This is a genomic window from Lichenicola cladoniae (assembly GCF_013201075.1).
In the GTDB taxonomy this organism is placed as follows: Bacteria; Pseudomonadota; Alphaproteobacteria; order Acetobacterales; family Acetobacteraceae; genus Lichenicola; species Lichenicola cladoniae.
The window spans coordinates 4,102,185-4,117,108 of record NZ_CP053708.1; the positions used below are offsets into that span (position 1 = coordinate 4,102,185).

General features: G+C 68.2%; 14 protein-coding genes. 4 read left to right on the top strand and 10 right to left on the bottom strand.

The annotated features are described in order from the left end of the window. Window positions 1-79: 79 nt before the first annotated feature. Entirely contained in the window at window positions 80-1,036 is a 957-nt protein-coding gene (locus HN018_RS18540; RefSeq protein ID WP_171835136.1) for an MYG1 family protein, read from the top strand. Window positions 1,037-1,089: 53 nt separating this feature from the next. Here HN018_RS18540 and HN018_RS18545 read toward each other — a convergent pair whose 3' ends face one another. Beyond that, complete coding sequence (locus HN018_RS18545) at window positions 1,090-1,968, bottom strand: SDR family oxidoreductase (RefSeq protein ID WP_171835135.1); 879 nt, start codon at window positions 1,966-1,968, stop codon at window positions 1,090-1,092. Window positions 1,969-2,071: 103 nt separating this feature from the next. Here HN018_RS18545 and HN018_RS18550 point away from each other — a divergent pair, with 103 nt between their 5' ends. Further along, window positions 2,072-2,908, top strand: a complete 837-nt coding sequence (locus tag HN018_RS18550; RefSeq protein WP_171835134.1) for a helix-turn-helix transcriptional regulator — start codon at window positions 2,072-2,074, stop codon at window positions 2,906-2,908. 25 nt (window positions 2,909-2,933) lie between these two features. Here the strand turns inward: HN018_RS18550 and HN018_RS18555 are convergent, their stop codons facing one another. Both HN018_RS18555 and HN018_RS18560 read right to left on the bottom strand, forming a co-directional pair. Continuing rightward, a complete protein-coding gene (locus HN018_RS18555; RefSeq protein ID WP_171835133.1) occupies window positions 2,934-3,839 on the bottom strand; it encodes an SDR family oxidoreductase in 906 nt (301 codons plus the stop codon). A 124-nt stretch (window positions 3,840-3,963) separates the two neighbouring features. Then, window positions 3,964-5,076 (bottom strand): CDP-glycerol glycerophosphotransferase family protein, encoded by a 1,113-nt coding sequence (locus HN018_RS18560; RefSeq protein ID WP_171835132.1) that lies wholly within the window; start codon window positions 5,074-5,076, stop codon window positions 3,964-3,966. A 38-nt stretch (window positions 5,077-5,114) separates the two neighbouring features. On the opposite strand from HN018_RS18560, the gene HN018_RS18565 reads away from it, so the two are divergent. Both HN018_RS18565 and HN018_RS18570 read left to right on the top strand, forming a co-directional pair. Next, on the top strand, window positions 5,115-6,434 hold the full coding sequence (locus HN018_RS18565) for a lipopolysaccharide biosynthesis protein (RefSeq protein ID WP_171835131.1): 1,320 nt from the start codon (window positions 5,115-5,117) through the stop codon (window positions 6,432-6,434). A 21-nt stretch (window positions 6,435-6,455) separates the two neighbouring features. Further along, entirely contained in the window at window positions 6,456-6,935 is a 480-nt protein-coding gene (locus HN018_RS18570) for a hypothetical protein (protein ID WP_171835130.1), read from the top strand. Here HN018_RS18570 and HN018_RS18575 read toward each other — a convergent pair whose 3' ends face one another. The 7 genes from HN018_RS18575 to HN018_RS18605 all read right to left on the bottom strand — a co-directional run bounded on the left by HN018_RS18575 (window position 6,936) and on the right by HN018_RS18605 (window position 14,803). Beyond that, the gene (locus tag HN018_RS18575; protein ID WP_171835129.1) at window positions 6,936-7,892 is read right to left on the bottom strand and encodes an NAD-dependent epimerase/dehydratase family protein; all 957 of its coding nucleotides are present in this window, start codon (window positions 7,890-7,892) and stop codon (window positions 6,936-6,938) included. Then, the gene (locus HN018_RS18580) at window positions 7,889-9,616 is read right to left on the bottom strand and encodes a fatty acyl-AMP ligase (RefSeq protein ID WP_171835128.1); all 1,728 of its coding nucleotides are present in this window, start codon (window positions 9,614-9,616) and stop codon (window positions 7,889-7,891) included. Before HN018_RS18580 ends, HN018_RS18575 begins: the two co-directional genes overlap by 4 nt. A gap of 90 nt (window positions 9,617-9,706) precedes the next feature. Continuing rightward, a complete protein-coding gene (locus HN018_RS18585; protein WP_204259575.1) occupies window positions 9,707-10,504 on the bottom strand; it encodes an NTP transferase domain-containing protein in 798 nt (265 codons plus the stop codon). After that, window positions 10,501-11,661: a dATP pyrophosphohydrolase gene (locus HN018_RS18590; RefSeq protein WP_171835127.1), complete on the bottom strand. Its 1,161-nt coding sequence runs from the start codon at window positions 11,659-11,661 to the stop codon at window positions 10,501-10,503. Before HN018_RS18590 ends, HN018_RS18585 begins: the two co-directional genes overlap by 4 nt. Further along, window positions 11,658-12,419 (bottom strand): sterol desaturase family protein, encoded by a 762-nt coding sequence (locus HN018_RS18595; protein WP_171835126.1) that lies wholly within the window; start codon window positions 12,417-12,419, stop codon window positions 11,658-11,660. Before HN018_RS18595 ends, HN018_RS18590 begins: the two co-directional genes overlap by 4 nt. Before the next feature lie 54 nt (window positions 12,420-12,473). After that, entirely contained in the window at window positions 12,474-13,526 is a 1,053-nt protein-coding gene (locus tag HN018_RS18600) for an LptF/LptG family permease (protein WP_171835125.1), read from the bottom strand. Beyond that, complete coding sequence (locus tag HN018_RS18605; RefSeq protein ID WP_171835124.1) at window positions 13,526-14,803, bottom strand: LptF/LptG family permease; 1,278 nt, start codon at window positions 14,801-14,803, stop codon at window positions 13,526-13,528. The genes HN018_RS18600 and HN018_RS18605 overlap by 1 nt, the downstream gene beginning before the upstream one ends. Window positions 14,804-14,924 lie beyond the last annotated feature (121 nt).

Sequence of the window (14,924 nt, forward strand, 5' to 3'; positions counted from 1 at the left end):
ATCCTGCCTGCTGGTGTATAGCGCGGCCAATGCGGCGTCCCTCCGGGGCTTCGCGCACCAACAGGTTTGGATTGCCGCCATGACCGCCGACCAGCCTCGCCCGCTCCTCGTCACCCATAGCGGCAAGTTCCATTGCGACGAGGTGTTCGCGTACACCGTGCTGCGCCTGGCGCTCGGGCTGCACGAGCCCGGCCGCGACCACACGCTGGCACGCACGCGGTCCGCCGGGATCATCGAGTCTGGCGACATCGTGTGGGATGTCGGCGCCAGGTTCGACGCCGCCACGAACCGCTTCGACCATCACCAGCGCGGCGCGCCGACCCGGCCGAACGAGACGCCGTTCTCGTCCGCCGGCCTGATCTGGCAGGTCTATGGCGAGCGCGCGGTGGCAGCCCTGATGCCGGCGGGCGCCGAGCGGTTCGCCGGCCAGATCGCCGCCGACCTCGACTCGACCCTGGTGCTGCGGATCGACGAGATCGACAACGGCGTCGCGGTCGACGGACCCGGCCGCGACAATCTCGGGTTCTCGACGCTGGTCGGCGAGTTCAACCCGACCTGGGACGATCCCGCCGGTAGCGGCCCGACCGCCGGCGATACCGCCTTCCTGGCAGCGACCGCGTTCGCCGAGACCGTGCTGCGCCACCGTGTCGACGGGCTGCGTGCCCGCATGGATGCCGAAGCGACCGTGCTCGGCGCGCATCGTTCGGCAGAGGATCCGCGTCTGCTGGTGCTGGAACGCGGCATGCCCTGGAAGAACGTGGTGCACAACCACGCCCTGCCGGTGCTCCTCACCGTCTCGCCGGCCTCAAACGGGAACTGGATGGTCGACACTGTACCGCCGGAACCCGGCTCGTTCGCGCAGAAGCTGCCGCTGTCGGAAGCCTGGGCCGGGTTGCAGAACGACGAACTGGCTACGATCAGCGGCGTGCCGGACGCGGTGTTCGTGCATCTGCGCCGCTTCGTCGGTGCCGCGAAGTCGCGTGACGGCGCGCTTGCCATGGCACAGGCCACGCTGGCGCGCTTGACCTCACGCTGATCGCAACGACGACCGGACCGCAGGAGGACGCCTGCTTCGGCCCCGCCGCGTCCTCATGACGGGTAATAGCCGGGCTGGTCGAGATCGGTGAGCAGGTCCGGACCGGTCGGGTTCCAGCCGAGCAACGACCGCGTGCGCTCGCTCGATGCCGGCATGTCCAGGCCGGCGAAGCGGGCGAACCAGCCGAAATGGCCGGCGTCCCGCGAGCCGGCCGGCAGGCCGAGCCGGCGGCCGATCATCTCGGCGATGTCCCTGAACGGCACCCCCTCGTCCGCGATCGCATGGTAGGCCGGCTCGGTCACGCCCCGTTCGAGCACGAGCCGGTACAGACGGGCGGCATCCAGCCGGTGCACGCCGGGCCAGCGGTTCATGCCCTCGCCGATATAGGCCGCGACGCCCTTCTCGCGCGCCATGGCGATCAGCATCGGGATGAAACCATGATCGCCGATGCCATGGACCGATGGCGCAAGCCGGATGGTGGCGACGCGCACACCTCGCTCCGCGAGAGCGTTTGCGGCAAATTCCGACCGCCGTGGGAAGGACGGGTCGGGCTGCAGAACGTCCGCTTCGGTCGCGAGCCGGCCAGGCGCCAGCAATGCGACGCCCGAGGTGACGAGAAGCGGGCGATCCGATCCTTCGAGGGCGCTGCCCAGGGTCTCGATCGCGCGGCGGTCCTGCTCGGCATTCTCGGCGAACCTGGAGAAGTCGTGGTTGAACGCCGTATGGATCACCGCATCGGCAGCCGAGGCTGCGCTGCGCAAGATGTCGAGATCGTCGAGCGTGCCCCGGAGAACTTCGGCACCGGCCGCGCCGAGCAGGGCCGCTTTCTCGCCGGACCGGGCGAGGCCGGTCACCTGGTGCCCGGCTGCAACCAGATCGTCGACCACGGCGAAGCCGACCCATCCGGTGGCGCCGGTGATGAATATTCGCATGTCACAACTCTCCAACAGTCACGTGCAACCACTGTCGGCAGTCGGCTCAAACTGTTAAAGTAGGGACATTATACGGGTATAAATTGTCATAGGGTGAGGCGTCATGGCCAACGGCAACTTGCTCGGCGCCTACCTCAAGAACCGGCGCACCAAGCTCGATCCGGTCCTGTTCGGGTTATCCGGCAGCCGGCGCCGAACCCCCGGACTGCGTCGCGAAGAGGTGGCGCAGCGAGCCAACATCAGCACGACCTGGTATACGTGGCTCGAGCAGGGCCGCGGCGGCAACCCCTCGGCCGACGTGCTCGACCGGATCGCTCGCGCGCTGACCCTGACCGGGATCGAGCGCGAGCACCTGTTCCTGGTCGGGCTGGGCCGGCAGCCGGGCGTTCGTTACCACGGCAGCGATCCGATCACCCCTCGGCTGCAGCGCCTGCTCGACGCGCTGACCTGGAGCCCGGCGATCGTGCGGACGCCGACATGGGATGTCGTTGCCTGGAACCGTGCCGCCGCGGTGGTGCTCACCGACTACGGCGCCTTGCCGCCCGACCAGCGCAACATCCTGCGCATGATCTTCTCCGATCCCCGCATACGGTCCGCGCAGCCCGAGTGGGAGGCCGTGGCCCGTTTCGTCGTCGGCTCCTTCAGGATCGATGCTGCCCGGGCCGGGGCCGACGCCGAGATCATGCCGCTCGTCGAGGAGCTGTGCCGGTCGAGTCCCGAGTTCGCGTCCATGTGGCGCGAAAACGACGTGCAGACACACGGCGAAGGGGTGAAACGCCTGAACCACCCCGTGATGGGGCCGATCACCCTGGAATACTCCGCCTTCGCCGTCGACGGCCGGCCGGACCTCAGCCTGATCGTCTACAATCCGGCGACGCCGGGCGATCAGCGTCTCATCGAGAACCTGATGCAGGCCAGGCCAGCCCTGGCAGCGGAGTGATCCGGAAGGGCTTTTGGTCCGGACCCTACGCTGCCGCTACCAACGCAGAGTAATCCATCCGGCGCAGGTCGGCGATCAGGTCAGGCCCGGTCGGTTCCCAGCCCAGTTGTCCACGGGTCCATGTGCCGGAAGCCGGAAGGTCCATGCTCGCGAAGATCGCGAACCATCCGAAATACGTCTGTGCTTCCTCGGGAGATAGCGACACCACCGGCATGCCGAGACCCGCGCCGACCACTTCCACGATCTCGCGGGCAGAGATGCCCTGCTCGGCAACGGCATTATACCGGGCACCCTTCTGGCCCTTCTCCAAAACAAGTCGGTAGAGTTTCGCCACGTCGAGCACGTGGGCTGCCGGCCAGCGATTGGCACCGTCGCCGACGTAGGCTGCGACATTTTTCTCCCGCGCAATTGCAATGGACAGCGTGATGAGCCCCTGCTTCACCGTGTCATGGACCTGGGGAAGCCGGACCACGCGCACGTCGACGCCCGCCTCGAGCAGCGCATTGCCGGCGATCTCGGATGCAACGCGCGGATTGCGGTTGGTCGCGTCGAACACATCCTCCGTCGCAGGCTCGCCAAGCCCGGCGTCACCCATCCCGGTTCCTGATGTGATGATGAGGGGCCGTTCGGAGCCCTTGAGAGTGGCGCCCAGAGCTTCGATGACACGGCGGTCCTTGTCGCAGTTGGCGAGAAAGTTCGTGAAGTCGTGGTCGAACGCGGCGTGGATCACTGCGTCCGCTCGCCCCGCTCCGGCGCGAAGGCTGTCGAGATCTTCCAGGGTGCCACGATGTGCTTCCGCACCGGCGGCCGCGAGCAATCGAGCCCCGGCGTCGGATCGGGTCAGGCCGAGAACCTGGTGTCCGGCTGCCAGAAGTTCTGGGACGATGCGGGATCCGATGAAGCCGGTCGCACCAGTGAGAAATACAAGCATTGGAAACTCTTCGATGTTGGCGCGGCATTATTTTGCCCGAAGCAGTTCCTGTTAAAGTAGTGAGTTTATCATGGTATAAAACCTAACCGGCTCGATCCGGTCACCGAAACGATCAGTGCTGCTGCTACCGGCGCATGAACGCCAGCACTGCATCGGCCATGCGGTGCGCAGCGCCCGGGTCGCGCCGGCCAAGCGAGAGTGCGGCCATCGTCTCCTGCCGGTCGCGATACAGCGCATGCCGCGCGGGTGCGGCGCGGATCGCGTCCATGAGTTCGGCCGGGTCCTCGATCACGTCGCCCAGGTGCCAGTGCGCGAAACTCGGATCGTCGCGCCAGGATAGCTTGTGCGCGTTGATGAACACGCACGGCCGAGGTACCGACAGGAACTCGTAGACCTGGCTGCTGACGTCTCCGACATAAATGTCGGCAGCAGCGGTATAGCTCATGTCGACGGACCGTTCCGATCCGGTATCGATCAGCACGGTGCCGGAGCTGCGACGGCTCCACCCGTCCCGCAGACGCTGGCTGCGTCGCCGGAACAGCTTCACATGCGGTGCCACGAGCAGGTTGAACCGGTCCTGCTCGCGGAACTGCGCGATCATCGGCTCGATGAACCGCGGCCAGGACGAGAAGGCAGGTGCCTTGTGCGGGTTGTAGAGCACGATCGGCCGGTCATGCTCGAACAACGGCGGCAGGGTGGCGCGCAGCCGCTCCGCGGTCTCGAGCTTCACCGATCCGGTCACCGCGTGGTTGTCCGGACGGACCAGCCCTTCCCGCAGCATGCGGTCGGCGGTCTTCGATCCGGCGAGCAGCACGAAGTCGAACACCGCGACCGACCGGTCGAACCCGCGCGCGCGATCGCCGGTGCCATGCGGACTGTAGATCAGCTTCGGCCGCCTTATGCCGATCCGCCTCGCCAGGGCGGCGGTATCCTCGACCACGAAGATCGCATCGTAACGATCGAGCTCGGCCCGGTTGGCCAGGAGCACCAGGGTTTTCGCCATGCCCAGGAACCGGACCCACTGCACCAGCCTGGCCGGCAGCGACCGGCGCAGGCGACGGGTCGGCATCGGCGGTGCGCCATGGGCGAGACGGATGCGCTCGAGATGCGCCGGTGCGTCCGGATCGTTGTAGTAGCTCACCACACGCACGCCGGGCCGACCGGCCAGCTCCAGTGCCACCGCGGCCCCGTGGTAGCACTGGTAGGCTTCGGCGATATAAAGGAAGGCGATGTTCATCCTGTACCGGTCCGCAAGGCCAGGCGCCTGATACGCCCATGAACGCCGCGCCTGAAATCCCTGCCGGACCGGGACCGACCGGCACCTTCGGGTCGGTGCTCCGCAACATCGGCTGGCTGTTGGCCGGCAAGGGCGTCGGCGCGGTGCTCAGCCTGGTCTATCTGGCGCTCACCGCGCGGACCCTGGCGGCGGAAGCGTTCGGCCAGTTCACCCTCATCCTGGCGACCGGCCAGGCCATCGCGGCACTGGTCAGCTTCCAGTCCTGGCAAATCGTGGTTCGTCACGGCATGGCGCACCTGGCCGCCGGCCATTTCGAGCGGTTGCGGCGGGTGGTCGCTTTCTGCACCGCCATCGATTTCGCGGCCGCCGCGGCCGGCTGCGTGCTGTCGACGATCGGGGTGCTGCTGCTGGGGCCGGTGCTGGGCTGGTCGTTGGGCCTGTCGCATACCGCCCTGGCCTTCTGTGTCGTGATGCTGCTGTCGGTCCGCTCGACCCCGGTCGGGGTGCTGCGCCTGTTCGACCGGTTCGCGGTCGGTGCGGCGGCGGACGCGACCACGCCGATTATGCGCTTCGTGGGCAGCCTTGTCGTCGTGGCGATCCACCCGTCGATCACCGGGTTCCTGATCGCCTGGGGTGCCGCGGAGATCGCGACGTCGATGGTTTACTGGTTCATGGCCCGCAGGATCGCGGCACCGTCCGTCTCGCTGCCGAGCCTGAGCGGAGCCTGGCAGGCGCCAGCGGAAAACGCGGGCCTGTGGCGGTTCACCTGGATGACCAATGCCGGCACCACGCTGGAGGCGGTCGGCAAGCAGTTCGGCGTGCTCATCGTCGGGCTGGCGACCGGGCCGGTCGCCGCCGGCAACTACCGCCTGGCGTTCCAGCTCAGCCAGTCGATCGCACGGATCTCGGACATGGCGGCGCGCGCGATGTTCGCCGAACTGGCGCGGGCGCATGTCCGCCAGGTCCAGCCAGCCATGCGGCATCTGGTGCGCCAGCTCACCCACCTGGCCATCGCGGCCGGCGGCGTCGTGGTGGTGGTTGTGGTGCTGGGGCCGCCGGCGCTCAGGCTGATTGCCGGGGACGGTCACGCCGGCGCCACCCTGCCGCTGCAGGTGCTGGGATGCGCGGCCGCGGTGGACCTGGCGGCGGTCGGGTTCCAGCCGCTGCTGATCGCGGTCGGGCATGCCGGCCGGGCGCTGCTCCTGCAGGCCGCCGCAACCGCCTGCCTGATCGTTGCGATGATCATCCTGTTGCCGCTGTTCGGTGCCGTCGGCATGGCGGTGGCGATGTTGATCGCATCCGCCTGTGCCGCCATCCTGTTCGGGATCGCCGCGATGCGCGTCGTGCGCATGACCTGACGGCACCGGACCGGAGCGAGGATGACGATGACCATGCCGATCGTGTCTGCCCCCTCGACCGGCCGGCTGCTCGGCGTGCTCGCGGCGATGTCGCTGTCCGCCTGCGCAGCCCCGGGTCCGGCGGATCAACCGACGACGCGCTACGACGGCATCTACACGGGAACGCAGACCCCGGACACCGGGGAACAGGGCTGTGGGAGCGGCGTGCATTCGGTCCGGTTCGAGGTCGCCGGGAACCATATCTGGATTCACACGCACCACCGGCGTCGTCGTCTCGACGGCAACGTCGATCCGGGCGGCCAGATCGCGATGCGCGACGGGAACGGGACACGGACGATCAACGGCACGATCGTCGGCGACCGCCTCACCGGGGTCGAAAGCACGACCCGCTCGGGCAAGAAGCGGACCTCGCTCCTGGACAGCTACCAGGATAGCGGCTGCACGACGCGCATCGATGCGACACGTGCCTCAGCCGGCGCGACAGCCGATCCACCCGACTGATCAGGCGGAACCGGCCTGCATCTCGCTCCGCCACCACGCGACCGTCTCGGCCAGCCCTTCCTTCAGCCCGATCGTTGGCCGCCAGAGTTCGGCCGGAGGTTGCAGTACGCGATCGGAGCCCCAGTCGCGATACAGGATCTCGCGCGCCTTACCACGACCGAACACCGCCGGCTTTCGGGTGATCGACGCCCAGGCATCGGTCGCCAGGCCGGCACCGAGGAAGGCGAGGTCGGGCAGTGGCTGGAACCGCGGCATCCGGCCGAACGGCAGGGCAGCGGTTTCCACGATCTCGCGCCAGCCGTAGCCGTCGGTGCGCTCGTCGGACAGCTCGTAGACGACCGCGGAAGGACCGGGGCCGCACAGGGCCACGACCGATGCGGCCGCATCGTGCGCATGGACCATCGCGATGCGTGGCTCCGGTGCGGCCGGAACCGGCACGGTCCGGCGGCTGGCCAGGCGCAGGGTGGCGATGCCCTCCAGATCCCAAGGGCCATAGACTACGCAGGGACGCAGTATGACCCAGTTTCCAAGAGGCAGGGCCGCCTGCGTCGCCTCTTCGCCGGCGCGCTTGCTCCGCGCATAGGCCGAGACGTGCGGGGTCCGGGCTGCCTGCGACGAAATCAGCACGAAACGCGCCGTCGGTGCGTCACGGGCGACAATCGCCGCCAGATTGGCGGTGCCGTCCCGGTTGATGGCCATGAACTCGGCCGCCCCCTTCGCCTTCACCAGGGCGGCGGCATGCACGACTACATCGGCGCCCTGCACCAGACGCGACAGCGATCCGGGGTTGCCGAGATCGCCCGGCACCACCTCGAACCTGCAGCCGGCGAGCAATGGATGCACCGGATCGCGGCGCGCCAGCAGCCTGACCTCCCAGCCCGCCTTGCAGAGAGCCGCGACGACGTGCCGGCCGAGAAAGCCGGTACCGCCGGTGACGGCGGCGACGGGCCGGGTCACGCCCGACTGGCGGCCGTGAGCGATCCTGCGAGATAGCGCTGACGGACCGCGGACCGGCTGAGCTTGCCGGACGAGGTATACGGCAGGGTGCCGGGTTGCAGCAGCACCACGCGGCCATCGAGGCCATGCTGTGCTCGGATGGTGTCGGCGATCGCGTTGGTGAGCGTCTCGCTGGTGGTCTCGTCCGAAAGCGACCGGGCCTCGGCGGCAAGGATCAGCACCTCGCGCCCGTTCTCGTCGATCGAGAAGGCGGCGACGTTACCGGTCCGTACTTCCGGCAGGGTCTCGATCGTCCATTCGAGGTCCTGCGGCCAGATGTTGCGGCCGTTGATGATGATCAGGTCCTTGGCGCGGCCGGTGATCACCAGGGCACCGTCCAGCCCGTAGCCCAGGTCGCCGGTATCGAGCCAGCCGGTGCGCGACAGCACGGCGCTGGTTTCCTCGGAGCGTCGGTCGTAGCCGAGCATCAGGCTCGGGCCGCGCACGAAGATCCGGCCGACATGGCGGGCCGGCAACGGCTCGCCCGCGTCGCTCCGGATCTCTATCTCGTGGCCCGGCAGGGGCCGGCCGCACAGGACCACGGTCCGGGCCCGGCTGTCCGCGCTGCCGGGGGCGGCTGCGATATCCTCCTGCTCCAGCCGGTCGAGATCGATAATGTCGGTCTCGATGCCAAGGCCGATCGGCGCGAAGCTGATCGCCAGCGTCGCCTCGGCCATGCCGTAGCTGGCCAGGAAGCTGCCAGCGTCGAACCCGTGCGGCGCGAAGGCGTCGGCAAAGCCCGCCAGCACGGCCGGGCGGATCATGTCGCCGCCGATGCCGGCGATCCGCCAGCAGGACAGGTCCAGTTCCAGCGCGCTGGCCTGGCGCTCGCGACGGGTGCACAGGTCGTAGCCGAAGCTCGGGCTGTAGGAGATGCTGGCGCGGTTGCGGGAGATCAGCGACAGCCAGAGCTGCGGGCGCCTCGCGAAATCCGCGGTCGCCAGGAAATCGACGCTGATCTGGCCGGCCATCGGGCTGAGCAGGAACCCGACCAGTCCCATGTCGTGATAGAATGGCAGCCACGATACCGCCCGGTCGCCCGGACGGATCTGGAGCCCATGGCTCAGGATCCCGGCGAGGTTGGCCATCAGCGCACGATGCAGCACCACCACGCCGATCGGGAACCGGGTGCTGCCCGACGAGAATTGCAGGTAGGCGACGTCATCCGGGCCGGTCGACGGCATCGGCGCCCACGAGGGTACGATGTCGGCCAGTTCGGCGACGGTGGAACAGAGACGCAGACCCAGTTCGGCTGCGAGCGGCCGCAGCCAGTCGATCAGTGCAGCCGGCCCGAGCAATGCGGTGGCCCTGGCCTCGACCACCAGGCGCCGGATATGCGCCTCGTAGGTGGCGCGTCCACCGAAGGCCTGCGGCAGCGGCAGCGGGGCGGGCACCAATCCTGCATACTGGCAGGCGAAGAAAGCGCGTACGAAATCCGGGTGCGTCTCGGCAATGATCGCCACGCGTTCCGCCGGCGCCAGCCCGCGACCGAGCAGGCGACGCGCCAGGTCGAGCGACTCGTCACGCAGCACGCCATAGCGCAGCGCCGCGGTCAGGTCGCCGCGAACGGAATAGAAATTAAGGCCGGTATCGCCCTGCGCCGCATAATCGAGAGCCTCGAGTAGCGTCGGGAAGTCGCCATTGCACGGCGACAGGCCGCTGGAAGTGGGGGTGCACCCCAACATTTCGTTCTGCTCCAAGGTGCGATCGCGATGGAGAGCAATCGTTGAGAAACCCGTATCCGCCTCCTGCGTCATCGTCAAACCAAAGGCCGTTCAGCCAGCCGGTGCTGTCCTGATGATGGCCTCGACCAGAATAAGGTCAGCCGGAGTGTCCACGTCGATCGCCGCTTCCGCGAACGGCATCCTGACGACCCCGAGCATGGTGCCGGTTCTACGCCCGAGCAGCCGCACCATCATGCCGAGCGTGACAAGTCGCGACATATAGGCGAGCAGGGCGACCGGGCCAACCAGCCAGGCCATGGACAGCGGTCGTTTGCGCTCATGCTCCAGCGACCGCCAGAACTCTACTACATTCGTTGCCCTATCCGTACGGAACATGAACAGGTTGCAGCCGCTGACCCGTCCATCCCTGAACCGCAGCCAGGTGCGCCTGGTGTCCGGATAGGCCGCGAGGATGGTCTGGGCACCGGCCACGGCAGCAACGGCATCGGCCGGATCGCTGCAACGAGCCACGAACCAGGACAGCATCGACGGTGTCAGAAGGGCATGGTCCGCGGTGGTGACCAGGAGCGGCGTCCCGAACTCCTCCAGCATCGTCGCAACCGTGCCGCTCGGTGAGCCGGCGGCGTCGCGGCCGATGGTGCCGGGCACGACGACGATCGACGCGAGCAGGTCGTCCGCACCCTGGGCCGCCACAACGATCCGGCCGATCTCCGGGCTGGCGCGCAGCGCCTGCAGCACCCGCAGCAACATCGGCACCCCGGCGACCGGCAACAGCGCCTTGTGGGCGACGCCGGCGGCGACCGCCATCGGATCCGCCCGGCCCTCGCGGCTGCCGGCAAGCACCAGCGCAGTCAGCTTCGGCGTTTCGCCCGGATCGTCACGGCTCACGTGAGCAGCGTTTTCTCATAGACCCGGTAGGTCTTGTAGTTGCGCCCGCCGACCGCCTCGGCCAGATGACGCATGGGTGCGTTGTTCTCGAGCACCCAGGAAATCTCGACCGAGGTTATGCCCATCGCGACCGCCTCGCGACGCATCGCCTCGACGATATGCAACGGCAGCAGGCGCCCGAGCAGGCTGTTGTCGAACCGCCGGCTGACGCCCATCAACGGAACCCGCGCGGACCTGACGCCCGACCGCTTCAGCCGCCACAGCAGCTTGGCCCAGCCGAACGGGAACAGTTGGCCGGACAGGTCGCGGATCGCCTCGTTCAGGTTGGGCAGGCACAGGCCGAATGCTGCCGGCACGCCATCCACCTCGGCGAACCAGACCAGCCGGTCATGCAGCAGCGGCCGCAGGGCACGCGACATGTGCGTGACCTCCTCCTTGGTGATCGGCGCGAAGCTCCAGTTATCGACCCAGGCCTCGTTGAAGATCCCGACCAGCGCCGCGATATCGGCTTCCAGGGCATCCCAGCGCATCGGCCGCAGCGTGACGTTGGCCGGCAGGCCGCGGCCGACCAGTTTCGCCGCAGCCGGCGGCAGGGCGGCCGTCGTGTCGCACAGGTAGGCGTAGAGGTCCTGGGCCTTCTCGTAGCCGAGTTCCCGAAGCCGCGCGTCCGCGTACGGCGGGTCGTGCGGCATCATCAGCATCGGCGGGGTATCGAAGCCGTCGACCAGCAGGCCGACTTCCTCGTTGATCGACAGGTTGAACGGACCCTGCACGCGGCGAAGCCCGCGGGCCCGCAGCCAAGCCTCGGCGGTGCGGATCAGGGCCGAGAACACGGCAGGGTCGTCGATCGCGACCAGCATGCCGAACTGCCCGGCATCCTTGTTCGTCGACAACTCGTCCTGTTGCGCGCTGATGCGCCCGACCACGCGGCCATCCCGCCAGGCCAGCCAGAACTCGACCTCGGCATGGCCGAAGAACGGGTTGCCCTTGGGGGTCAGGGCGGCCCGGCGCTCGGAATGCAGCGGCGGCACGTAATATGGATCGGCGCGGAACAGCCGGTCCGGCAATCGGATGAAGCGGCCGAGGTCGGCGCGGCTGCGGACCGCGACGATCTGGATGCTGCCAGCCGCGGCCGTTCCCGCGACGGGCTGGCTCAACTGGTCTTGCCGGGCCGCGGCGGATGGTCCCGCGGCAGGCCACCGGACAGCGTGGCGACCCACGGGAACCGTGCGGCCTCGGCACGGTCGTAGCCGAGGTTGAACACATGCGGCGAACGCTTCCGCTCGCGCGCCGACGCATAGTAGGTGCCGAACAGGCGATCGAGCACAAACGAGGTGATCCCGAAATTGCCGTGCTCGTCCTGGAAATGGTGCGTCAGGTGGAGCTCCTTCATGCGTCGCAGCAGCCGGTTGCGCGGCTTGATGTTCAGGTGCTGGATGCAGTGGCAGAACTCGTAGACGCAGGTGATCAGCAACCCGGCGAATACCGCCGCCGCCGCACTGCCCGGACCGCCGATCAGCCAGCCGAGCGGGATCAGGATCGACAGGATGGTCGGCAGGGTGGTGAGCGGCGAGCCGAACAGCACGTCCATCCGGTGCGGATCCTGGTGATGATCGAAGTGGATCCGCTTCCAGAGCGACGCGGTCAGTTTCGAGCGATACAGGAAACGGCTGTGCAGGATGAAGCGGTGGATGCCGTACCAGGCGGCCGGGTAGGCCAGCGCGGTGGCCACCATCGCAGCCATCGGATGCCAGGGGTCGCGGCTGATGCATGCGGCGATCACGCCGCTGATCAGCGCACCGACAAGATAGACGTGAACGGCGGGATGGCTCGCGTAAGCTGGGACCAGATCGCGGAGCGTCATGCGGCCAAGGTCGAAGCTGCGACCGTGTTTCCGCCAGCTGGAATAGATCATGGCCTTCGAGTGCAGCGCCGATCGGTTGCTGTCAAGCAAACGACACGCGGGCGATCATCCGATTTCGGCCTGCTGCAGCCTGACCGCACCGGCGACACCGAACACCAGGGTCGCGGACCAGGCGGCGACGATCGGAGGAAGCGTGCCGGCATTGCCGAGCGCCTGCAGCAATCCGGCAGCCGCCATGGCGCCGAGGCCGAGGGTCAGCACCTTCATCGTCTCGAGTCCGCTGGTGCCGGATCGCGGCAGCGCCAGCAGGAGCGGCATGGCCAGCAGCACCATCAGGAACGGGTCGAGCAGGGCCGCGATCAGGCTCTGCAACTGGGTCCGGTAGTAGGGGGCGCCATGCACGCCGATCCAGCGTCCCCGGAGGGTGGCGGATAACCGTCCCAGGGTCTGGCTGTCCGTCGGCCGGGCCAGCTCGGCCATGTTGGCCGGCAACGGCCCCTGCGGCCACCGGAGATCGGGGCGCGTCTCGGCGGTGTCGCGGTCCGGCCGATCGATTTGGACGTCGTGCAGGGTCCAGTGTCCCCCGCCATAATCGGCCGAGCGCGCATCGAGGGTCGCAGACAGGGTGCCCGCTGCGGAGCGCTGCACGATCATCAATCCCGTGAGGCGCTTGCCGTTCGGCGACACGCCGGCGATCGCGGCGACGTCGCCGTGGCTGCGCAACCAGACCCGGTCCGGGGCCGGTGTATCCGCCGGTGCGGTCGCGGCCCACCAGTCGGCGAAGGCGCGCTCGGTGCGGGGCGCGACCTCGTTCTGCAGCACGAATTCCAGCCCCGATACCAGCAGGCAGGCAGGCATCAGTGACCACAGGACGTGCCACAGGCTCAGACCGGCTGCCCGCATCGCAGTCGTCTCCAGCCCGCCGGCAAGCCGCATGAAGGTCAGTAGCGCGCCAAGCAGGGCGGCGAGCGGCATCATCTCGCCCAGCAGGGTCGGCAGCCGCAGGGCGACGTAGAAACCGACCCTGCCGGCGCCGCCGCGGGTCAGAATGGCGCCGGTGCGGTCGAGCAGGTCCAGCAGCTGCAGGATCGCGGCCAGCCCGAACAGGCTCGCCAGCAGGCGGCTGAGAAACAGCTTCGACAGATAGGCGCGCAGCATCAGGCGCGCGGTTCAGGCTGCAGGCGACGCCCGACGCTGCGCGCGACCACACGCAAGCCGCTCTCGATCGCATCGGATGCGCGGTCGATCAGCCCGTCCCCGGCATGGAACTCGGCGCGGCGAAAGATGCCAACGCTGGCCGCGGCGAACAGAGCAAGCGCGCCCCAGAGCAGCGGCCTCGGATCGATCCCCACCGCGATGCTGAAGGACTGGGCCAGTTGCAGCGCATGGTAGTACAGCACCAGGATCAGGCCCCCGGCCACGATACGATAGGGCCGGCCGGTCCGCTGTCCGGCCAGGCCGAACGGGATTGCCAGCAGCGGCAGGATCGCCAGGGACAGCGACCTCACGATCCGGCTGTGCAGTTCACCATCCAGCACGCGCCGTGGAACGACCGGATGCGCCTGCCGGCGGGCGGACCAGAGCTCGCCGATCGTCATCTCGCGCTCGTCGAACCCGCGTGGACGGAAGCCCGGCAACGCCAGCACGAACGGTCGTCTCACGGTGGTGTCGGACGAGGACAGCATGGTGGTCCTGCCGTCCGGCGCCCGGTCCATCTGCTCGGGATGCGCCAGTTCCAGGAGCAGTTCGGTCCGGTCCGGCGACAGCAGCAGCCGGCCGGCAGGGGCCACGGTGATCTTCTCATGCCTATCTGCCTGGTGCTGGTAGATGAACACATGCTCCATCCGGCCGGTGACCGGATCGGACCGGTCGGTGGTGACCAGCAGGTTTCGCGAAACCCGGGTGATCTCCCCGGGCGGTATGGTGCCGTTCCAGTTTCCCGTGGTCGCCGCCAGGAATGCGGCCCGGTAGGCATAGCGCGCATAGGGCTGGACGTAGCCGTACAGGCCGAAGCCGCCGATGGCGACAAGAACGCCCATCAGCATGAAGGGCCGTCCGATCCAGCCGAGCGAGAAGCCGGCATTGCGCATCGCGTCGATCTCGCGGCCACCATCGAGCCGGGCCACCACGAGATAGATGCCGAGGAACAAGGCGCTGGGCAGTGCCAGTCCGAGATAGAACGGGACCAGGTCGATCAGCATCCGCATGACCGACGCTGCAGGAACATCCTGGGTGGCCACGAGGCCGAACAGCCGCAGCAGCCGTTCCAGCAACAGCGCCGGCAGCACGATCAGCAGCGTCGCGGCGAAGGGCCGCGCCAGGGATGCCAGCAGGTAGCGCCCGATCGTGCCGCCCGGACGCAGATGCACCGAGCGTGCGGAGCCGTCCGGGGCTGGAAAAGACGGCGGTGTCCGGCTGATCATACCCTGTTCCATGCCGGGGGGAGCCGGTCCGTCAGCACGTTCGGAGATGCTGCGATCGAGACGGAACTGTCATGGCCCCGGGATTGCAGACTGACGGGAATTGCGCAAACTGCCATGCATCATGAAAGCTTTC